Source organism: Paenibacillus oryzisoli, assembly GCF_050467285.1.
GTDB classification, from domain to species: domain Bacteria; phylum Bacillota; class Bacilli; order Paenibacillales; family NBRC-103111; genus Paenibacillus_E; species Paenibacillus_E oryzisoli_A.
This window is the reverse complement of sequence record NZ_JBCMUN010000006.1, coordinates 699,929-720,398: the sequence shown is the minus strand read 5'-3', so window position 1 is coordinate 720,398 and position 20,470 is coordinate 699,929. Positions and strand designations below refer to the sequence as shown.

Here is a 20,470-nt window from a genome sequence, read left to right as displayed (position 1 = left end):
AAGCCTATTCCCTATTTAATATAAACGTTATACTAATAAAATACATCCCTTTTCAAAAAATTATTTCGTTGCGTTTGAAAATCTTACAAAACTTGGATTTCCAAATACTCGTCGCTATTCCCTCCTTATACAAAAAAATCCCGCCATTTTCATCCATCGGGATGAATAATTGCAGGAATCTCCAGTCATCTGGTCGATTTCTCAATATTAACTTAAATTCACACCGTTTTACTCGGCTTTGAATTGATTTTCATATTAGCACCAGCTTTTCGCATCGTCAATCTTTTTTTGAATTACGATAATTCCTTTGACATCCTCGGTTTATTTGTATAATATTTTTACTAAATAAACCATTTCGGCTTACAAGTAAGGTGGGATCGCCATGAATGCGAAGGGGCCGATCGGCAATTTCGATCTTGTGAAAAAAATTAATATGGAGCATACCATTGGAACCATCCTCCGATATCGCCCCATTTCCCGGGCCAAAATCGCCGCCATTACCGGATTGAACAAAATGACGGTATCGAGCTGTGTAGACTTATTTCTGCAAAAAGGTCTCGTCATCGAGCTTGGCACCACCGGCACATCCAGAGGCCGCCCACCGACACTCGTAGACCTGAACGAGCAAGCGGGTATCTGCGTCGGGATCGACATTGAGGTCAATCAATTCACCGTGCTGGTTACCGATATTTCCGGCAAAAAGCTCGACAGCCGCATCTACGCCATGTCCTGCAGCGAGCCTCAGCCAGTGGTGGATGCAATTGGCCGGCTGCTCGCGGAGCTGAAGAATATACATGCCCATCGCGTGCTTGGCCTTGTCGGTGTCGGCATCGTCATTCCGATTTATTACAATACACAAGCTAACGTCGTCGAGTACAGCGCGAATCTCAAAGCGTGGACGGATTTTCCGCTGCTGGGCAGCTTGGAGAAGCAATTCCCGGATCTGCCGTTTTACATCAACCCTACGCCATATGCCGGCGCCATGGGCGAAGTGCAATTCGGCCGGGCTCGCACCGCCAATCATCTCGTCTATGTCTCCAGTTCGTGGGGACTCTCGGTCGGCGTGTACAACAACGGTGAACTGTTCACCGGAACTACCGGGACAGCCGGGCGGCTCGGTCATTCCACCATTCATATGAACGGCAAAAAATGCTCCTGCGGCAACCGCGGCTGTTGGGAAATGTACGCCTCCGTCAAGGCGCTCTACGATATGCTGGACACGACGCAGCCCCAGCTACCGTTCGCCGACATCGTCAGCGGCCTGCAGCAAGGCGACACCCGCATCATCGCTGCGGTGAGCGAACTCGGCCACTACCAGGGCATCGGCCTCGCCAACGTCCTGAACGCCTACAACCCGCGCATCATCTGCATCGGCGGACTGCTGGCCCTCCTCGGCGAGCCGCTGCTGAGCGCGATCTGGAAGACCCTGCACGACATGGTGCCGGAGCGCTTCCTCCAGCATCTCGAAATCTACTGCTCCGATCTCGGCGAGCTCGGTGTCGCGCACGGCGGCGTCTCCATGGCCATCCGCCACTTGCCGAGCGCCGTGATCACGTATTCGCTGCAGGAGGAGTAGGGGCGGCGCCTGCTGACGTGTAAGATCACCGTCCGGGCTCACGCTAATCTTGAGAACCTGCATTTCCTACAGCAAATCCAGCAAAATCAGCGAATTTCGCGAGGAAACCTGCAGTTTGTACAGTTAAATCGCGGCCTGTCCCCTATTTTCGGGAAAAATGGGCCAACTGAGGCGATTTTGATGTAGGTTTTACAGGTTGTTCCCTTCGGTTGACCCTTTTCGGAGGAAAAACCTGTAGGTTTTGCAGGTAAGGGGGCGAGTGGTCCGCTCTTCTCCCTCACTTGGTTGGAGAAATGCCAGCTTCGTGTCAACAAACGGTACGGCTAATCCGCTGTGCCGTATTTTTTCGCTCCGAGGCAGCTATCGCATTTATTTTCACAAAAATTGTATTATCTATCTTACAAAGATGAGGCGTACATGAACGAAACCGGAAATGGAAGCAGGGAGATCACTTATATAGGTTTTTGGCAGAGAGTGGGCATGCATCTTTTGGACCTTCTCATTATCGGGATTCCCGTTGTCTTGTTATATCGGTTTTCGCTAAGTGTTTCGATTACACTCGGCTCCCCTCCCGTTTATATACATTAGTTGCTGCTATGTTCTTTTTATGTGTTTATGGTAGTCAAGTTTGGCGGAACCCCGGGCAAATTAATCAATAAAGCGAGAATTGTCAATAAGGATGGCGGTTTTCTTCATTTTGGAGCTGCGTCCTATGGATTGTACGTTTCGCGCGCATCCGGCACGCCGTCCAGATAGGCGACCGCCTGCTTGCCGTCGTAGGTAAAGCCGACCACATGCCACGCCTCCCGCGACACCTCGGTCGCGCCGAGCTGTGCGGGTATCAGAACGGGTTTTATTTTAGCTTCGTCTTCACCAAAGTCATGAAAATAAGCCCTTCGGCGTACCGAAGGACTCATCAAACGCAATTTATTTTGCAAAATAATCGCTCTCGTGGATCAAATCCGCGATATGAAACGCGCTGAGCAGATGCTGTTTGTCCGCTTCTGTCGGCGGTGTGCCCACGATCGTGCCGTCATTCAGCATCGTATAGTCGCGCTGCGTATTCACGAGCACTTTCCCCATCGCCGTCCCCGCAAAAGCGCTCGAATCGACACCCATTAAATACGCCAGCGTCGGCAGTGTATCGATCTGGCCCCCAACCGTCGGAATCGTTTCCCCTTCTAGTCCTGGCTGATAGACCATAAACGGCAGCTTTAGTGTATGCTTGCGCCAAGCTTCGTTTTCCATCGGCGGCATCGCGTCCACCTGATCCTGATAATACTTATGAACACCCGTATGATCTCCGTAAATGGCGATCACCGATTGCTCCAGCAGGCCAAGCTGCTGCAATTTATCCAAAAAGGCGCCGATCTGCTTATCCGTGTAATGGATCGCCTGGAAATACGCGCCCATGATCGAACTGTCGAACGCCGGGTCGAGCTGCAGTTCTTTGGTCGCTTTGGGCATGTCAAACGGCCCGTGGCTGGACAGCGTAATGACGTGCAGCAGGAACGGTTGCTGCAGCGAGCCCACTTTCTCCCCAAGCTGGCGGAGATAGGACTCATCGGAAAGACCGAGGCCTACGACGTCATCGACCTTGTATTGACGCAGATCCCAGCTCGTCTGGTAGCCAATGTTGTGGTGCGCCTCCACCCAGTTCCAGCTGCCCGCCGGCTCGGAATGCGTGGATACGGTCTGATAACCCAGCCCAGCCATCAGCTTCGGCAGGGAATGGTACGTATTCGTCGGATAGCGGAAAAAGTTCGCGCCATACCGGATCGGATACGTCGACGTCGTCGTCATCAGGTCGCTGTCCGAGGACGTCCCGTTATTCACTTGCTCATAGAAATTCGAGAAATACAGCGAATTCCCCATCAAACGGTTCAGATTCGGTGTAATCTCCTGACCGTTCACTTTTTGATTCAGAACAAAAGCTTCCAACGATTCGACTTGAATCACGAACAGGTTTTTCCCTTGAAACTTGCCTTTGTAGGCGTTGTCGGGCAAATGCTCGTTGTTGGCGCTGAGCCACGCTTTAATTTCCCCGTCTTCCTGCGGAGTCAGCGACTTCATCTTGTTCGAACCCAACAAGCGAAGCCCGTCATAGAGATGGTAGCCGATCGGCGACATATCCGACATCGATTGGAACGGCGCCCAGCTTAAATTGAAGAAAAGCATCTGCCGGTTCGTGACATTCTTCACGTCGATGCGGTAGTGCTCCGTTTCGACGACGCCCACGGCCAGCAGCATCAACACCGCCGCCAGCACCGGCCGGCGGCGCTTGCCATCCGTGCGCGCGGAGTAGCCAGCGTAACCGTAGCTGCTGCCATAGCCCCCGCCGTAACCACCGCTGTAGCTGCTGCGTCCACGAAGGCGGATCAGCCCGTAGATCGCGAGCACGAGCAAATCAGCGGCAAACCACAGGTCGAACAGCCGGACATAGGACCACAAATCAAGCCCGAGCGGGTTGAAGCCGGCGGGATGCAGCACGAAGCGCAGCGATAGGAATGCCGCATAAGCGCGGTAATAGATGAGATCGCACATTAATCCGATGCTGAACAGTGCGTTGAACGCCAACAGATAGATGCGGCGCCCACGGCTGCGAAAGAAAAGCCCGATCGCGATCCAGAATACAATAAACATCAGATGCGACAGTACCGGAGGCACCGTAAAATACATGTTGGAAATGCTGAGCCCCTGGTTGTCCGGCGCATGCAGCGCAGCCAGGAGCAGCTGCGATTTGAGCAGAATGGCGGCAAACGTCCAAACGAGAAGCCCATTCCGGGTTAGGCCCAGCATAAGCCGCGCGGGGAGCGCTTGCCATGCGGAGCGTCTTCGTGATGATTGCAAATACAAGCCTCGTTCACCTCATGTTAGTCTGTAAGAGTAAGATTTCAATTTCTCCATTTTAACACAATTCGCTCCGAACTGTGAGCATATTTCCGCCAATTTCCAATTTGCGCATACGTAAAACGACCCCCATCCGAACATGTCGGAAAGGGGCCGTTCCTATTTGATGTATATCCAAATATCCGTCTAATGCTGAACGCTCGAGCTTGCCGCTTGAATGGCCCCGAACGCCCAGTAGGTTACCGGCACATCCGACCACAGCTGCGCTTTGCCCGTCAAGGCCGGACGCCCGATGACACGGTTCAGCATCGTCACGGCTTCCGCACGACTGAGCTCCCGATCCGGTGCAAAGCTGCCGTCTTCGTAGCCGTCCAGCAAGCCGGCATGCGCTGCCGCTTCAATGGCTCCCGCAGCCCAGTGGCCTTGTGTATCTGTAAAGCTTGGTACCGATTTCGCCATCTGCAGACCGGATACTCTGGCAAAAATCGCAGCAGCTTCTGCGCGTGTGACCGCGCGATCCACTTTGAATTCACCATCTTCATAGCCGTCCATGAAGCCAAGTGCGGAAATCACCGAGATCGCCTTGACCGCCCATGCGGGAAATTGCGCGCTGTCCCCGTATGCAGGTGCTTTGGCATCAGTCGCTGCGGCCCTGTTCCCGTACAGTCTGTCCAGCATCGCCGCCAGTTGCCCGCGTGTGACAGCAGCTTCCGGACGGAATGTTCCGTCTTCGTATCCCTCGATGTAAGCTTGCGTCGGCAGAGCTGACTTGGCATCAATGATGGTAAAGGTACTGAACTTCGTTACCGTAAAGCGGATTGCCGGTTTGCCTGCATCATCCGAAACCGGCTCCCCTTTCACCCATTCCTTCGTTCCGTCGCTGTGCTCGATGTAAACCATCAAGCGAGAATTTTTGTCCGCCGTGTAATCGCCAAGAGGCAAAGTCAATTGAACTGGCTGGGACTGCAGGTTCGTCTCAATCGTCATCGGCCTGCCGACGACGACAGCAGCCTCAGCAGCCTGGGAGCTGCCGTTAGCCTTAGCTCGTTCGCCCGCTTCCTGCTGGGCAGCGGCGTCTTTGACAGGGACGACGTGGAAGTACAAGTCCCCGCTCGAAGCCGACAACGAGGCAACCGGAATCTGAATGGACGCGCCGCGCGTTTCAATGGTGAGTCCAACACCGGCATTCGTCAGCTTCTCCAGCGCTTCGCGAGGCAAGGAGACCTGAACGTCAGCCACTTCATCTTTCGTATCCGGTACGACGATTACCGCTTGGCTCGTGCCGGATGCTTGAAGCGCTTCGACGGCGCGAGCCGCCAGGTCAGAAGTCAAGCTTACCTGATCGTGCTTGAGTCCTTTGTCATCTTTTGTCCGTACGATCTCGGCTTGAGAGACGACGCTGCCGCTGCTTGAGCCGCCAAGCACATCAATCTGTATGATTTCTTTATTCGAAGAGTCCGTTCCAGGACCCGTTGAATAGTCCGGCGGCGGCTCAACAGCCGATATAACCTGCGTCACCGAAGCATCCGGATACCCGGCAGCCTTCATCGTGATTGTTACTGCCCCTGCTTGAAATGTTCCTTTTTTGAATAGGAGCAGCCCTTCAGATAGCACATACGCGCTGCTGTCCGCTGTCTGACCGTTGTAAACAACGCTTGTTACCGCATTGCGCCAAATACCATTGTCCGCAAACGTAATTTCGATGTCATGCTCCGTGTCGTTGTTCGTCGAATCTGCCACCAGCGTCGGCGATGTGATCAACACAGTTTGCTGAACAATCGATTTTTTATATCCTGCAGCTGCGATCTCAATCGTATAGGTTCCGGCCTCAAGCGGCTGCGTAATGTGCAGCATCCCCGGTGACACTTGGTACGTCGCCTCTACGACGGTTTCGCTCTTTTTAACAGTCACGCCTGTAATCTGGGAGCGCCAGTCGGCATCGTCTGTAAATGTCAGATCTAGCAGATGCGCATCATCATTATTAGACGTGTCCGCCGTCAGCGCCGGCGAGGCCAAGCCTGTGTTGAAGTTGGGGTTCGTGGTACGGATGGTTTGGTAATCGTCCCCATCCACGATATAGTAGTACCCATTTTCATAAGCTACGCCATATTTCGCCTGAACCAGGCTGTCAAGGGTTGCAGCTTGGGTAAAACCATTCTCATCGAGTTGGTACACATACGCGCCCGGCGTTTCTCCAAACAACACAGCACCTGTCGTCGCGTGCATACCCCCTGCGGTATCTGTATACAGATTCATCATAGCACTTGGACTGTCGGCCACAACTACCCATTGCGGCGTACTTCCGGAGGTGTCTAATTTATAAAGCTTTGCTGCGTTGTTAAGCGGCTGCAGCGAATTGTATTTGCGAATATTGGCAAACACCGTACCCGCTGCATTTACAGCGACCCCTGTATACGCAAACTTGTCGTCGCCTGCATCCGGAAGCACAGGGATCTGCGACCAGTTGCGGCTTTCGTCCAATTTAAACAGGTTTTTGCTGCCAAACAAATATACGGCACCTGTCTGGCTAACTGTCAGTGGATTTAACGCCCCATCAGTCACTGCGTTTTGAGGCAGCGGATAAGAAGACCAAGATGACCCGCTATCCGCGCTGATCCGTACGACAATGCTGTTAGGCGTCATGGGATCGATGAGATCGCCAATGTATCGATCATTTCCGCGTGCTACATATGTATATACACTGCCAAACTCCTCTTGCGGCGGCCAACCCTGGGATTGCCATCTCATGTCGGACTCGCTTCGGAAAAAGAGTCCCTCCTCTCCCAATTGAACGCCATAAACCACGCCGCTCACTGAAAGAACAGGCGCCAACATCGAACTGTCTGCCGTAATATCGTACCAAACCGAAGGCACCAAACTCACGGTTTGTACAGCCGACGCATCGCTGTAACCCGTTGCTTTGACTTTCACTGTATAGCTTCCTCCCTTCGTCAAGCCAGTGATTGTGATCTTGTCGGCCTGCGTCCAATTCGCTTGCGCGGAAGGTGAGCTAGGCGAAATGTCAACCGCTGTGATTGCGTTCTGCCAGTCGGCATCTTCCGGGTAGGTCAGTTCAATGTCGTGAGCCGTATCATTGTCGCTTGTATCCGCCGTAAGCGTCGGCGGCGACTTGAGATTACCGAATGTCGGACTCGTCGTCCGAATGATTCCGTCGCTGGAATAATCCAAAATGTAATAGTATTCACCATCGAAAACAACGCCGCCTATCGTCCAGTTCGAATTGCTCGTTGTAGCTGTATTATCCAGCGAAGAACCGTCAAAGGTGTAGATATGGGGCTTTGAAGTCAGCATGAAGTTCGTGCTGCCATTTGCAATATGGATTCCCCCGCCGGCATCGACAAACATCGTCATATTGCCGCCAGACAGCGTTACGTTCACGAGATTCCAAGTCGAACTGTTGTACGCGTACACAGCAGCCGTTGAACTCATTCCATCCGTTTTCATCATAATGCTGTACAAATGGCCTAATGCATCCACGCCTGCGCTTGTATACCTGTATTGATAGCCGCCTTCTGGAGGCTTCGGCGCAATTATCGTCCAAGTCCCACTTGTATCGCGCTTATACAGTAAAAAAATACTAACCGCGTATAAATTCCCCTGCGTATCGAAAAACATCGATTGCACGAAGTTGCCGTTTAACGTTGAAAAACCGCCGGCAGGCCCAGGCACATCCGTCCAGGTTTGCCCATTATCCACACTTTTCATAATTTTAGAAGGAATAGCGTTAGGAAGCGCATTCTCATTCCCGCGATCGAGAATATAGAAATCACCGTTTCGCACTACGAGCTTATACGCTTGCGTAAATTGATTCGCTGGCAAATCAACCAGCTTGGACCAATTGGCGTCGCTCGCCCCTCTGACTAAGATTTTATTTCCATACAGCAAATAGAGCTTGCCGTTCTCCCCTGCTAAATAGCTTGCACCACTATCGGCATTTGACTTAATATCACGCCAGGCTGGGCCTGATGCATACGTCTGACTCTGGCTCCAGAGCAAACCCGGAACCACAAGGGCAAGCGCCAACAGCAGATGCAGCGCCTTCTTCCATGCGATATGCAGCTTCATTTCCGCTTCCATCTCCCCGTCGAAGTTTGTCATTTTTTGAGACTAAATAACTATAACAGGGAGCGCTGAACGAATTCTGAACATGCATGACTCAAGACCTAGTTGTGACGCGAAACCTCAATTACAGCCCATCAATTAACGCTTGTCCGTAGTCTTGAAACTCAGTCGTAGGCGGAGTCCCCATTTCTTCCGTCATCAGCTGGCAAAAGGCGGCATAACTTGCACGCAAGCCCTCCGCATCGCCGATCGCAGCCAAGCACGCAAGCTGTTCCCTCGCCAGCCTTTCCGAATACGGATGCAGCTCGCGAGCGCGTCTGACGCGCCGCAATGCCGTATCGAGCGATCCCGCTGCGCGTTCGGCAGAGGTGAGCCTCATCGTTAAAACGACGTAATTTTGGAGCAGTTCTTCCCTTCTGGCCTTTGCCCAAGGGTAGTCTTCTTTGTCAAGATAATGCCCTCTGTATAGCTCCCAGGCCGCAGCCGCCTCCGGTTCAACAAGCCCGCCTTGCGAAGCCGCATCGGCCGCCTGCAGGAATAGATCCACATCGGTACGTAGCCCTTCGCCGTGCAAGCGATAGCTTTCCAGTGAAAAGTCGAGCGCACCGCCAAGCCCTGTTTCCTTTAGCATGCGTCTTACTTGATAAATAGCCGTGTGCAAATGCGACGTCGCTTTGTCCAATTCATAGGAGGGCCAAATTTCATCCAGCAGCACATCTTTGGGCAGCCACACCTCCCGATGCTGAAGCAAATAAGCAAACAGTTCCTTCGACTTCAGCGTACGCCACTTGAGCGGAGGTTGATTGGAAGCTCCCCGAATGGACAAGTGTCCAAACAGCTCGATAGCGGGTTGCTCCGAAGTTGGGCTCGCTTCCTTCCGGTCCCGCGCTTGCCTCGCAACCGACTTTCGCACCCTCTCGAGCGTTGTCGCAAAGCGGCTCGGATCAATCGGTTTGAGTACATAATCCAGCGCATTGACGTTGAAAGCCTCGAGCGCATACGTCGAATAAGCGGTCACGAACACGACGCGGATCTCGTCATCCAGCGCTGCGATCGTTTCTGCAGCTTCCAGCCCGCCCATACCCGGCATTTCCAAATCAAGAAATACGAGCTCGACCCGCTCGCGCGACAGATGGCTCAATCCCTCAGCCGCTTGTTGATAGACTCCAACGATCTCAATGTCCGCTTCTTTCTCCAGCATCCATTGCAGTTGCAGCAGCGCATGCCGTTCATCATCAATTAGAATCGCTTTCATACTCCACACCCTTCGGGATGATAAAGCTGACGCGGGTTCCCTCCCCAGGCCAGCTCTCAATCTGCAATTGCTCGCCGTACATCAGCCGCAGCCTGCGGCTAATGTTGGCTAGTCCGACGCCGCCGGTTGCACTGATTTCCGCCAACCTGTCCGGGGGTATCCCCACGCCATCGTCCTCCACCGCCACTTGCCACACGCCTTCGCCGTCCATGACGCGAATACGAATCGTGCCGCCTTGCGGCTTGCGCATAATGCCATGCCGTACAGCGTTCTCGACAAGCGGCTGAATCGACAGCGGGGGCACGCCAATCCATTCCTTGCTTTCAATGTCATACTCGACCCGCAGCCGATCTTCAAATCTGGCCGATTCAATCGCCAAATAGGATCTCACCAGTTCCAATTCGCTGCGCAGCGGTACGCTTTGCGCCAGGTTGCCAAAATCAAAGCTGCCGCGCAAATAACGGCTTAATTGAAGCAGCAGCTCCTCGGCCCGTGGCGGTTCCAGCCGGCAGACGGTCATAATCGTATTAATCGCATTAAACAAAAAATGCGGTTTAATCTGTGCCTGCAGGAATGCAGTCTCTGTGCGCACGAGATTTTTGATCGAGCTGCGCAGCTGCAGCAGGGTGCCGACACGAGCTTTCAGCTCCGCCACCTCATACGGCTTCACCAGGATATCGTTGGCGCCCGCGCGAAACCCAACCAGCGATTCCTCCTGACGCCGTCCTTCGCTCAGCAGCAAAATCGGCAGCTCGGACAGCATCGCATGCTCCCGAATGCGCCTCACCAGCTCCATCCCCGAGATGTCCGGCATGATCAAATCCACGATGACGAGGTCAAACCGGCCGGCATCGGTGAGAAGCTCCAGTGCCTCTGCCCCGCTCTCGGCAATCCTGCACGAGACCCATGCATCACTTAGCAGTTGCCCCATCGCCAGAGCGCCGAGTCGATCGTCGTCGACGATCAAGATGGAGCCTTGAGCCCCTCGCTCTGTCCCATCCTCGAATGCAGCAGCCTCCTCGCTGGCCGCCGCATAAGCGCGTATACCGCCTGCCTCATCCGACGACATCCAGCCACTTGGCGCGTGTCTCTCGATATGCCCTTCCGCTTCGGAAGCAGCGGGCCAAGAGATGCACAACATTTCGTCGTCATCGTCCGCTTCGACGGTTCGCCAAGTGCCACCGCCCAGCTCGATCAGCCTCTTCGTTACCGACAATCGCACGCGCTCCGCCGATTCCGCCGCTGTTTCATCCGTTGCATAGAACTCCGATTCTTCCCGTTCAATGTCCAGCGCTTTACCGATTCCTGGCGCCCTGATGGCGAATGTCACTTGGCCATTCTCATCCTGCAGCGTCAGGCGCACGACACGGTCTCGAATATGACTCATGGCATAAGCAATCAGATTATGCACAATTTGCCCTAACCGCCGCTCATCGGCAATCAGAAGAAGTGGGCGTTCTGGCAGTTTTTCCAGCACCCATCTGCTGTTCGCATCAGACGGATACATATCCAGCACCGTACGAACCACAGACTGTACATTCACGATACGAGCATCGTAGTTGGCTTCACCACTATTTAATAGATTGAAATCGATCAGATCGTCGACCAAATAAGACAACCGTCGGGCAATACCCTGAATAAGATCCAGGCGTTCCTCAGACTGCGATTCGCGTCCTTCCAGGCCGTCTGGCACCTGTGCAAGGTTAACGATGCCGTGCAAGGGCTCCCGAATTTCGTAGGAGGTATTCAGCATAAATTCGTCTTTTCGCTCATCAAGCCGCAGCAGCCGCTCCGACATTCGCTCCGCATGCCTGAACAGCTCGGAGAATCGCTCAACAATGAGATACGCTTGCGAAGCGCTGAAGACAAGAATCGCATACGGAAGGAACGTTTGGTTCTCCAGTTGTCCAAACCCGCTAAGCAAATACACCGCAAGCATCACCATCACACTTTGAATGCTGGCCGCCAGTGCAAGCGTCTGCGCTCCTTGTGTGAGGATTGCCCGAACCAGCACATAGATGACATAGGCGATCGACAGGAAAGAACACACCAGCAGGAGCGCTTCCCAACGTGAAAACAGGGAGGTCGGAAGCCCAATCCCCGCCAACGTCAGCGCCAACGTCACGAGCAGCATCAACCGATTCAGCAGCCGGATGCCGAAATGCGGATAGAGCAGCACCACATACCGAGCCAAAAAATAGTAGACAAACGCGGATGAAATTAACTGGATCCGCAGCACTTCTTCATAATTTAAGGAAAGCAGCGCCAACGCCGCTTTCTCTCCATGCGTCAGCACAAAAATGAGGCAGGAGACGCAAAACCCGCCAAGCTGCGGTAAAGGCGCTTCCCGCCTTCGCAGCCGGAAGAACAGCAATAAAAACACCGCCGGAATTAAAAAGCCACCCGCTGTCATCCAGTATTCAAACAAATTGATCTCGCGTGACCGGGCGATCGCTTCCTGCGTCCCAAACCAAATCGGGGATATAATGCCGCCGGTAGCATAGCTGTAATTTGCCACTTGAACGTAAATCTCCGCCTCGTCCCCTTCCAATTGGAAGTAGCTGACATACGGCATATTGCCCGAAATGGTGTTCGACCGCTGGAATCCAGGACGACCGCTGCCGCCCACTTCTTTGCCGTTCACAAAAATCGTGCTGGACATTCGTATATTCGTCGTATGAATCCCATAAATACCCTCTGTGCCTTTGGGCAGAAGAAGACGAAGGCGATAAGTCGCCGTCCCTAATCCCCCTTGGAGCCCCTCCATATCGTTCCAGACGCCTGGTACAGATAACGTAAGCGGCGGAGGCCGTGATGCAGCGTCACGGTCTGATGTTAACAGCTGTCCCTCGTACAGCTGCCATTCACCGTTCAGCCGGATCTCGCCTCGCGACAACGCCTTTTCTTGGCGAAGATCTATAACGCCGCCCGAAGCCAATGGCGCTTGCTTCGTCCGCACGCCGTGAAGCTCGCTGGCGATCCAGATCGCAGGCAGAAGTGTGATGAAAATGAAACTGACGAATAGCTTGAGCCAATAATTGTTCATCGCATGCGGCTCCTCTCTATCAAGCATTATAACGATTTCACCGAGGAGGGGCTAGACATAACATTGTCCTCGCGCACGATAGGTGCAAAACAAAAAGCCACCTCCGAACCAAGCCGGAGAGGGCTGCTGCATGGTAATATCAAGTTCATTGTTGAGGCGTCACCCGATGATTTCATCCACCATGCGGTTCGTAAGCGCGCCTAATTTTTCAATTTCAATCGTCACGACGTCGCCATGCTTCAAATACACGCGCTCCGCCTCCGGTTTTCCGAGCACGACGCCTTCCGGCGTCCCCGTCAAAATGATGTCCCCCGGCGACAACGTCATATGCTGCGAGATGTAGCTGACGATTTCGTCACAGTAAAAAATCATATCGGACGTGTTGGATTGCTGCCGAACTTCCCCGTTCACCGTACACTTGATGCTCAATTCGTTCGGGTTGCCGACTTCATCTGCCGTGACCAGATATGGCCCCAGCGGGCTGAACTTGTCGCACGACTTCCCGAGAAGCCATTGCGGAGTACGCATCTGCAAATCGCGGGCCGACAAATCATTGACGTTGCAATAGCCCAACACATGATCCAACGCATTCGCCTTATCGACATACTTGGCCTGCTTGCCAATTACAATGACCAGCTCCGCTTCGTAATCGACTTGATTCGTAACGCGAACCGGTAGCGGAATGTCAGTCTGATGGGCGGCAATCGTGTTGCTGAATTTGTTAAAAAGAATCGGATACGCCGGAATCGCAGCGTTCGTCTCCTCGGCGTGCTTACGGTAGTTGAGCCCGACGCAGATGATTTTGCCCGGCTCGGGTACGCACGGTCCGTATGTAACGTCGGATTCTTGCAGCACAACGCCGGACAAGCTTTCGGTGGAAGCTTGCAAGTCTGCGACATAGCGCTGCAAGTTGGCGGAGCAGGCCGTCCAGTTGCGGATCAAATCTGTGATGTTGCTAGGCAGCCCTTCTTGCGGCTTTTGCGCCAGAGCAGCCGTCAAATCGAGGACAGCCTCCTCCTTTTTTACGCCCAGATGCCATTGATTGTCTATAGCGATGGTGACAAGTTTCATCGTGGAACACCCTTTCTGTGTCGTTGGACTGTGTCTTACGCGTTTTTGCCAAAAACAACGCCGCCGTCAATATAAAGCGGCGACCCCATCATAAACTTCGACTCGTCGGAGGCGAGGAACAGTGCCGCTTTGGCCACATCGTCAGGCCGCCCCAAGTCATTGCTAAGCTGCCTGGATTTCAACGAGGCGACAGCAGCCTCTTGGTCCGTGTAGGATTTTCGCAAATAGTCTTCGACGAACGGAGTCAGGATCGTGCCCGGCAGCAGCGCGTTAACACGGATGTGATACGGCGCATAATCGACCTGCATCGATTTGGTCAGCGCCAGCACAGCTCCCTTCGTCGCCGCATACGAAGCTCTTCTGGCCAGGCCGATCTCGGCGATGCAGGACGACATATTAATAATGCTGCCCCCGCCCTGCGCCATCATATGCGGCAGCACGTATTTGGACGGCAGGTACACGCCCCTGATGTTGACCGTCATGACCCGATCCCACTGCTCCGGCTCCACCTCATGCAAGGCACCCACGCCGCTAATTCCCGCATTGTTAAAAAGTACATCAATTCGCCCGCACTGCGCAATCGCCTGCTCCACCATCCGCGCAACCGACGCCGGATCGGTCACGTCCGCCTGAAGAAAAATCGCTTTCCCCCCGGCAGCGCGAATCGCTACGACGGTTTCTTCGCCTTTTTCCGGTTGAATATCGTTCACAATCACATAGGCGCCCTCTGAAGCAAAAAGATAAGCCGAGCTCTGGCCGATGCCGGAGCCCGCTCCGGTAATCAGCGTAACTTTATCCGCCAAGCGCATATAGGTCAACTCCCGTTGGTTTATTATAATAAACTAAGTTTATAATTAAGAACAACCTTATTGTACCCCCGTTTCGGAGAACGGTCAATGCTAAATCTGGAAGGGGGTGAGCACGAGCGGTGGAGAAATACGCTGCTGGGAGGTGAACCGGGATGGGGGCTGGATTGAAGGACAAAATGGTTGGTGCGGAGGCGGCGTTGGGAGATGGGAACGGGCTTGGGAACGGGGGCAGCTGGTGTGAAAGACTAGTTTGTTGGTGCGGCGGCGGAACTCTGGTGGCGGGGAACGAGTGTGTCGGCGGGGAAAGGGGCTAGAACCTGCAAAAGCTACATTACATTTTCGAAAAATTCCCGAAAATAACAAAACACCTGCAAAATGTACATGTAAATTGGCTGCTCCCTCTGCATTTGCCCCGATTTTAGAGGGAATCCGCAAATTTTCATGTAAGAAATGCAGGTAAATTCTCAATTCGGCCCCTTTCCCAGCAATTTTGCTGTAGGAAATGCAGCTTCTCCCGTCCTCAGTTCCTCTTCCTCAGGCTTCCGCTCGCCGACCGACCGGCCACCCTCACTTCCGCAGGCCCTGCGCCGCCCTTGCTCATCCGCGCCCTAACCGCCCTCCGCCGCCCGCGCCGCCGGCCCCCCCTCGCTCGCTCCGCGCGAGCAGCACAAAAAACGCGCGAGGCCCTAAGCCCTCGCGCGCGCACTTCCCCTCTGCGGCTAGATGGCCGCAGATAGCTCCAATGCAAACTGGCGTATCGCTTCCGCCGCCAGTCCCTGCTTCACTGCCCATTGGTGCATGGGCATGGTCGTGCTTACGGCGGCGGTGACGTCGCCGCCGCGCCCCCGCACGGGCGCCGCTACGCAGCAGAAGCCCTGCACGATCTCCTCGCGGTCGATCGCGAGGCCGGTGCGCCGCACCTCGTGCAGCTGCGCGAGCAGCTCGTCGCAGCTGCGCACCGTATGCGGCGTGAACGCCTCGAACGCGCCGCCGGCGTACAGCGCCTCCACGCGCTCATCCGGCAGCTGCGCGAGCAGCATTTTGCCCATCGCCGTGGCATACGCCGGCAGGCGCATGCCGGGCTCCGAGATCAGACGGACGTGGAGGCTTGCTTCCTTTTTCGCCAAATAGACGATGTCCCCTTGCTCCAGCTTCGCCATCTGCAGTGTCTCCCCGATCCGCGCCACGTAAGGCTCCGCCTTCTCTGTGAACAGCTTCACAAGGCTCATGCCCGTAAAATACGCATTGCCCAGCAAGCCGAACATGGCGCCAAGCGAGTACGTGTCTCCTTTTTCCTTGACGACCCAATTCAGTGCTTCCATCGTGTGCAGGAGGGAGAACATTGTGCTTTTATTGATCTGCGTCGCCGCGCTCAAATCCGTCAGCTTGAGCTTCGAAGGCTGCTCCGCGAGCAGCTTCAGCACTTCCTGCGCGCGTTCGAGCGCCGGTACCCAATATTTTTTATCCATGACTGCGTTCACCACTTCTATCCCAACTTGTCTTACCGTGATGATAACACAATCTTTCTTCGCGTGAAAAGCGGCTTACAGAATCGTTTGGAAGGTTGATCTGTGGGCGTTTTTGTACTTGATTCCGCCTTCGTCCCATACGAGCACATCCGTTACCTCGTCCTGCAGGTTGAGCGAATGCAGCATCAGATGTCCTCCAAGCTCCGACAGCCGGTAAATGTCCGTCGATGCGCAGGCGTACAATACACCAACCCGTCACTGGCTGATTGCCAGATGCGATCCGTTTCCATACAAATCCTCCCCTGCACAGCAAGTGCAGTGCTTTTTCTCCAAATACAGCTCAGCTGCGAGCCGCAAGTAGTCCACCGACTTCGAAACGTCCATCTCGGATGCGCGCAACCGATGCGTCTCACCATGAAATAAATCAACAACTTCAATATCCGCAGGCAGCTGCCCGAAGGCGCGTTGACAAAAAACGACGCTCATATGAAAATACAACTGCACCGCCGTCTCGCTGGCATCCACCATATATTTGTAAAGCGTCAGACGATGCTCCCCGCCGGATTGCGCCATAACCTGCACGATCATCGACAAGCCGAGATCAAGCTCTTCCACCCAGACACTGGTGCATTCGAATAGCAGGATCGGCCATTCTACTGCATTGTCTTCATCCGTCAATTTCAAATAGAGCTCCAGCAATAGCTGTTCCTTCACCTGTTTATAGTGACCACTGGAACCGAATTTCTGTACCTTATTCGTCCAACGCTGTTCAAAGGCCTGAGTCAGTGTTGCAAAAGTCCGGCTCACAGGCTGGAGCATATACCAATCGTTCACCGCGTGAAACGCCGCGTATTGTGCTAATTGCCGCCAATCCGTATCATCTATTTCCCGCGCGGGCTCTCTTTGGGCAATCGATCGCATCCATCGCTCCAATTGATAGTCCGCGACAACACGCATCGTTCCCGTTCCAATTTCGACCTCGCTGTTCATCGCGTCTCCCTCCGTTGTTGTGAATCTGATCCACGCATTCAATGATAATCATTTTCAATTAAATTTATTATTTGAATGATAATCGTTCTCAACAACAAAGTCAAGGCATGCGCCATGGGAAAATCTCTTACAAAACGACATCGCATTTCGACCAACTTTTTCTAGCAAATCCGTTACGCTATGAAAAAAGATTCATAGGAGGGCTGCGCATGATCCAAAATATTGAAATCGTCATGATTGCCGTTTTTGTGGTAGGTATTATGCTGTCTATGTGTCTCGACGTATTCAAACGCAACAAGAGCATCGTACAATCCGCCTATCTGCGCTCCATGCAGCAGCCAACTGCCCAGCGGGATCTGCGTGCGGCGCAGCCGAAAAAGGAGCAGCCCGTTACGGCTCCCCCTGTTCCATCCGCCCCAGCAGCGGTCTATCCGATGTATGTCGATTGCAGCCAGCCATCTGCTTTAGCCGGCAACCCCAGCGTATCTTCGCAAGCCTAGCGACCAAACCCATAAAGCTATCCCCAGTACTGCGAGCGTTACGAGCGGCACGCCCCACAACGCCCATTCGTAGCGCTCATGGTGCAGCAAATAGGCGGCCGGGTAGAAGCTCCCGATCGCATAGGGAAGCACATAAGTCAACAGCCCGCGCAGAACTGGATGAAAAATTTGCAGCGGATAGCGTGCAAAATCGTACAGCCACGTTACGGGAAAAATCAGCGATCGGACTTCATGCACCCAAAACGTCAGCACACTGATCGTAAGCAAAACGGCGAATTGAATCAGCGCGCTGCACAGCAGAGCCAATACGACAAACCCGACTTGCCCATACGACCACGTCATGTCCAGCTTCAGCGCCGAGTACGTCATGATGACGATCCCGGTGCACAGCTGCCCCACCCCGTTCAGCTCCTGCCCATAACCGATGGACTGGAACAGCACCCCGACTGGCCGCACCATCATCATATCCAGCTTGCCGTAGCGAATATAGCCTGTGATGAGAAAAGGCGCGTTCAGAAATGTCTGATTCAGCGCTCTTCCCGCGGCCGCCAAGCCAAACAAAAAGACGAGTTCATAGAAATCCCACCCCGCCAGCGCCGGAATCCTGGAGAAAATAACGGTTAAAAAAGCAAGCGTACTCCCCTGCGCAATGATGCCTGCCACAATGGCGATAATCGTGTCTGCGCGGTATTCCACGAGCGTTTTCACATATATTTTTAAAAATTGCCCATACATGCCGAGTAAAAAGCCTGCCTGCTGCAAGGCGTTACGTTTTGGCGCCCTCATCCGCTCACCCCCCGTTAATTGCCAGTCGTCTGGCCGCCTTCATCCACAGCAGCCGACTGATGCCAATCATCACCAGCGCCCATGCAAGCTGCTCGACAAGTGCCATGCCCATAGCGGGACCGGACAGACGCCCGGTATAAATCGACAGCGGGATGTAGGCCAGCGCTTGAAACGGCAGCACTTGCAAGATCATCTGCATCGCATGCGGAAAATAATCGAAAGGGATGAGCGTCCCTGCAAAAATGTCCACGATGGCCCGCTTCGCAATCTGCACCCCGAACGTATTCGTCGTAACGAACGAGATCATCATGATGATCGAATTGAGGCTAAACGCCACGAGGAATCCGATCGCGAGCGACACGACAAAGCCTAGCCCCGCTGCAACGTTCGGCGGCGGCTGTATGCCCAGCACGAAAATCAACAGCAGCAGCGCCGGCACGTTCACCCACAGCATTTCTACCACAAAGAAGCTGGCCGCTTCGACGAACCGCTGTACCTGAAAATCGACCGGACGTATCAAATCCAGTGCAATATCGCCCGTGCGCACGCGCATCGCCATCTCATAGGTCGGCGCCCGTTCCGCAGGAGACCATCTGGCGAAGTTCATCGTCTGACCCACCATGACGTAGGTGATCAGCTGCTCCCATGGCAGCACTTGCTCGGCGGAATAGGCGTAAATCGCCTTCCAGAGCATAAAATACAGAACACAGAACAACAGCGTCGAGATGAGCGTCATTATAAAATCAAATCGAAACTGCATCCGCTGGCGCACCGCAATGCGGGACATCCCGCCAATCCGTCTCCATGCATCCATCATCGGACAGCACCTTCCAACTGCGCCTTCGGGCGGTTCGACGGCTCGCCATGCGTAAGCCCTTCTCGATAAATCCGGGAGATGAGCGCATCGATGTTCTCATCCTGCATCGTGAGATCGCGCGGTTTCGTATACGTAATCAACGTTTGAAGCAGCTCGGACGTATCCGCCGCATGCTGATCATACGAGAGCGTCAGCATCCGCTCCTCAACGCACGCCCTAACCTGCTGATCGGAGAATAGGAGCGCTGCAGCTTCGGCCAGGCTGGGCTCCTCGTACGTCACGCGAATTTGCCGTGCCGTCGCGTAATGTTCCCGGATGTGCTGCAGGGAGCCGTCGTAAATTAATTGTCCTTTGTCAATAATCATCGTCCGCTGGCAAAGCCGCTCAATATCCTGCATATCGTGCGTCGTCAGCAGCAAGGTAATGCCTTTTTCGCGGTTGATTTGCTCGATGAAGGCGCGAATGCGTTCTTTGGCGACGACATCGAGCCCGATGGTCGGTTCATCAAGGAAAAGAATATCCGGCTCATGCAAAAGCGAGGCCAGAATCTCGCAGCGCATGCGCTGCCCCAGTGAGAGCGTTCTCACGGTTCGCTGCAGCAAATGCTCCACTTCCAGCACCTCGGCGAACGCTTTTAAATTGGCCCGGTACCGGTCCCAAGGAATGCTGTACATGTAACGATACAGCTCGTAGGAGTCGTTCACCGGCAAATCAAAGAGCAGCTGGCTCCGTTGTCCGAATACGACACCAATTTGATAAGCGCTCAGCTTCCGATTCAAATGCGGGACTCGGCCGGCGACCTCAATGCGTCCTCCGCTCGGCTCCAGGATGCCGGTCAGCATTTTAATCGTCGTCGACTTGCCGGCTCCGTTCGGGCCCAGATAAGCAACGCTCTCGCCTTGCTCAATAGAAAATGAAATGTCCTCCACGGCCACCATTTCCCGCCGCTCCGGCCGAATCAAGCTGCGAAGCGTGCCCAAGCGCCCCTCTTTGCGAACGGAAGTAACAAACGTTTTGCGTAAATGCTGGACATCGATAATTGGCATAAGGCACCTCCTCTCAGAATACGCATTTGAAAGTTAATTATAGCAAGAACGCATAATGATGTATTGCTTTTTTTACGGTGCGACCCTCCGAAAATTTTCCAATTCACGAATGCTATAGATAGTTGCCTCATCATATGTTTTACGCCATTTATAATTGGGTAAGGAGAGAAAA

General features: G+C 53.8%; 15 protein-coding genes. 3 read left to right on the top strand and 12 right to left on the bottom strand.

Going from position 1 to position 20,470, the window contains the following annotated elements; all coding sequences use genetic code 11:
• The first annotated feature begins 382 nt into the window (after nucleotides 1-382).
• Nucleotides 383-1,576 carry an ROK family protein gene (locus tag ABE504_RS11920; RefSeq protein WP_430088403.1) on the top strand — a complete coding sequence of 398 codons (1,194 nt, stop codon included), beginning with the start codon at nucleotides 383-385 and terminating at the stop codon, nucleotides 1,574-1,576.
• Nucleotides 1,577-2,286: 710 nt separating this feature from the next.
• Here ABE504_RS11920 and ABE504_RS11915 read toward each other — a convergent pair.
• The 7 genes from ABE504_RS11915 to ABE504_RS11885 form a co-directional block, all read right to left on the bottom strand.
• Nucleotides 2,287-2,514 (bottom strand): hypothetical protein, encoded by a 228-nt coding sequence (locus tag ABE504_RS11915; protein ID WP_430088401.1) that lies wholly within the window; start codon nucleotides 2,512-2,514, stop codon nucleotides 2,287-2,289.
• Entirely contained in the window at nucleotides 2,504-4,426 is a 1,923-nt protein-coding gene (locus ABE504_RS11910) for an LTA synthase family protein (RefSeq protein WP_430088399.1), read from the bottom strand. Before ABE504_RS11910 ends, ABE504_RS11915 begins: the two co-directional genes overlap by 11 nt.
• A gap of 186 nt (nucleotides 4,427-4,612) precedes the next feature.
• Nucleotides 4,613-8,512, bottom strand: coding sequence for a hemoblobin-interacting domain-containing protein (locus ABE504_RS11905; protein ID WP_430088397.1), 3,900 nt, complete (start codon nucleotides 8,510-8,512; stop codon nucleotides 4,613-4,615).
• Between the two features lie 121 nt (nucleotides 8,513-8,633).
• Nucleotides 8,634-9,764, bottom strand: coding sequence for a response regulator (locus tag ABE504_RS11900; RefSeq protein WP_430088395.1), 1,131 nt, complete (start codon nucleotides 9,762-9,764; stop codon nucleotides 8,634-8,636).
• Complete coding sequence (locus ABE504_RS11895) at nucleotides 9,745-12,810, bottom strand: response regulator (RefSeq protein WP_430088393.1); 3,066 nt, start codon at nucleotides 12,808-12,810, stop codon at nucleotides 9,745-9,747. Before ABE504_RS11895 ends, ABE504_RS11900 begins: the two co-directional genes overlap by 20 nt.
• 159 nt (nucleotides 12,811-12,969) lie before the next feature.
• Nucleotides 12,970-13,881 (bottom strand): fumarylacetoacetate hydrolase family protein, encoded by a 912-nt coding sequence (locus tag ABE504_RS11890; RefSeq protein WP_430088391.1) that lies wholly within the window; start codon nucleotides 13,879-13,881, stop codon nucleotides 12,970-12,972.
• Between the two features lie 35 nt (nucleotides 13,882-13,916).
• Nucleotides 13,917-14,690 carry an SDR family NAD(P)-dependent oxidoreductase gene (locus tag ABE504_RS11885; protein ID WP_430088389.1) on the bottom strand — a complete coding sequence of 258 codons (774 nt, stop codon included), beginning with the start codon at nucleotides 14,688-14,690 and terminating at the stop codon, nucleotides 13,917-13,919.
• Nucleotides 14,691-14,842: 152 nt separating this feature from the next.
• On the opposite strand from ABE504_RS11885, the gene ABE504_RS11880 reads away from it, so the two are divergent.
• Nucleotides 14,843-15,004 carry a hypothetical protein gene (locus ABE504_RS11880; protein WP_430088387.1) on the top strand — a complete coding sequence of 54 codons (162 nt, stop codon included), beginning with the start codon at nucleotides 14,843-14,845 and terminating at the stop codon, nucleotides 15,002-15,004.
• A 405-nt stretch (nucleotides 15,005-15,409) separates the two neighbouring features.
• Here ABE504_RS11880 and ABE504_RS11875 read toward each other — a convergent pair whose 3' ends face one another.
• A complete protein-coding gene (locus ABE504_RS11875; protein ID WP_430088385.1) occupies nucleotides 15,410-16,159 on the bottom strand; it encodes an IclR family transcriptional regulator in 750 nt (249 codons plus the stop codon).
• Nucleotides 16,160-16,414: 255 nt separating this feature from the next.
• Nucleotides 16,415-17,149, bottom strand: a complete 735-nt coding sequence (locus ABE504_RS11870) for a hypothetical protein (protein ID WP_430088383.1) — start codon at nucleotides 17,147-17,149, stop codon at nucleotides 16,415-16,417.
• Between the two features lie 209 nt (nucleotides 17,150-17,358).
• On the opposite strand from ABE504_RS11870, the gene ABE504_RS11865 reads away from it, so the two are divergent.
• Nucleotides 17,359-17,649, top strand: coding sequence for a hypothetical protein (locus ABE504_RS11865; RefSeq protein WP_430088381.1), 291 nt, complete (start codon nucleotides 17,359-17,361; stop codon nucleotides 17,647-17,649).
• On the opposite strand, the gene ABE504_RS11860 is transcribed toward ABE504_RS11865, so the two are convergent.
• From ABE504_RS11860 to ABE504_RS11850, 3 genes are read right to left on the bottom strand one after another with little or no spacing between them, the layout of a single operon-like run.
• Nucleotides 17,614-18,435 carry an ABC transporter permease gene (locus ABE504_RS11860; RefSeq protein WP_430088379.1) on the bottom strand — a complete coding sequence of 274 codons (822 nt, stop codon included), beginning with the start codon at nucleotides 18,433-18,435 and terminating at the stop codon, nucleotides 17,614-17,616. The genes ABE504_RS11865 and ABE504_RS11860 overlap by 36 nt on opposite strands.
• A 4-nt stretch (nucleotides 18,436-18,439) precedes the next feature.
• On the bottom strand, nucleotides 18,440-19,249 hold the full coding sequence (locus ABE504_RS11855) for an ABC transporter permease (protein WP_430088377.1): 810 nt from the start codon (nucleotides 19,247-19,249) through the stop codon (nucleotides 18,440-18,442).
• The gene (locus ABE504_RS11850) at nucleotides 19,249-20,298 is read right to left on the bottom strand and encodes an ABC transporter ATP-binding protein (RefSeq protein ID WP_430088375.1); all 1,050 of its coding nucleotides are present in this window, start codon (nucleotides 20,296-20,298) and stop codon (nucleotides 19,249-19,251) included. Before ABE504_RS11850 ends, ABE504_RS11855 begins: the two co-directional genes overlap by 1 nt.
• Nucleotides 20,299-20,470 lie beyond the last annotated feature (172 nt).

What these genes read in the sequence shown, in the direction of transcription:
- ABE504_RS11920 (WP_430088403.1), top strand. Translation starts at nt 383, where the DNA reads ATGAATGCGAAGGGGCCGATCGGCAATTTCGATCTTGTGAAAAAAATT.
- ABE504_RS11905 (WP_430088397.1), bottom strand. Translation starts at nt 8,512, where the DNA reads ATGAAGCTGCATATCGCATGGAAGAAGGCGCTGCATCTGCTGTTGGCG.
- ABE504_RS11900 (WP_430088395.1), bottom strand. Translation starts at nt 9,764, where the DNA reads ATGAAAGCGATTCTAATTGATGATGAACGGCATGCGCTGCTGCAACTG.
- ABE504_RS11895 (WP_430088393.1), bottom strand. Translation starts at nt 12,810, where the DNA reads ATGAACAATTATTGGCTCAAGCTATTCGTCAGTTTCATTTTCATCACA.
- ABE504_RS11890 (WP_430088391.1), bottom strand. Translation starts at nt 13,881, where the DNA reads ATGAAACTTGTCACCATCGCTATAGACAATCAATGGCATCTGGGCGTA.
- ABE504_RS11885 (WP_430088389.1), bottom strand. Translation starts at nt 14,690, where the DNA reads ATGCGCTTGGCGGATAAAGTTACGCTGATTACCGGAGCGGGCTCCGGC.
- ABE504_RS11880 (WP_430088387.1), top strand. Translation starts at nt 14,843, where the DNA reads ATGGGGGCTGGATTGAAGGACAAAATGGTTGGTGCGGAGGCGGCGTTG.
- ABE504_RS11875 (WP_430088385.1), bottom strand. Translation starts at nt 16,159, where the DNA reads ATGGATAAAAAATATTGGGTACCGGCGCTCGAACGCGCGCAGGAAGTG.
- ABE504_RS11870 (WP_430088383.1), bottom strand. Translation starts at nt 17,149, where the DNA reads ATGAACAGCGAGGTCGAAATTGGAACGGGAACGATGCGTGTTGTCGCG.
- ABE504_RS11865 (WP_430088381.1), top strand. Translation starts at nt 17,359, where the DNA reads ATGATCCAAAATATTGAAATCGTCATGATTGCCGTTTTTGTGGTAGGT.
- ABE504_RS11860 (WP_430088379.1), bottom strand. Translation starts at nt 18,435, where the DNA reads ATGAGGGCGCCAAAACGTAACGCCTTGCAGCAGGCAGGCTTTTTACTC.
- ABE504_RS11855 (WP_430088377.1), bottom strand. Translation starts at nt 19,249, where the DNA reads ATGGATGCATGGAGACGGATTGGCGGGATGTCCCGCATTGCGGTGCGC.
- ABE504_RS11850 (WP_430088375.1), bottom strand. Translation starts at nt 20,298, where the DNA reads ATGCCAATTATCGATGTCCAGCATTTACGCAAAACGTTTGTTACTTCC.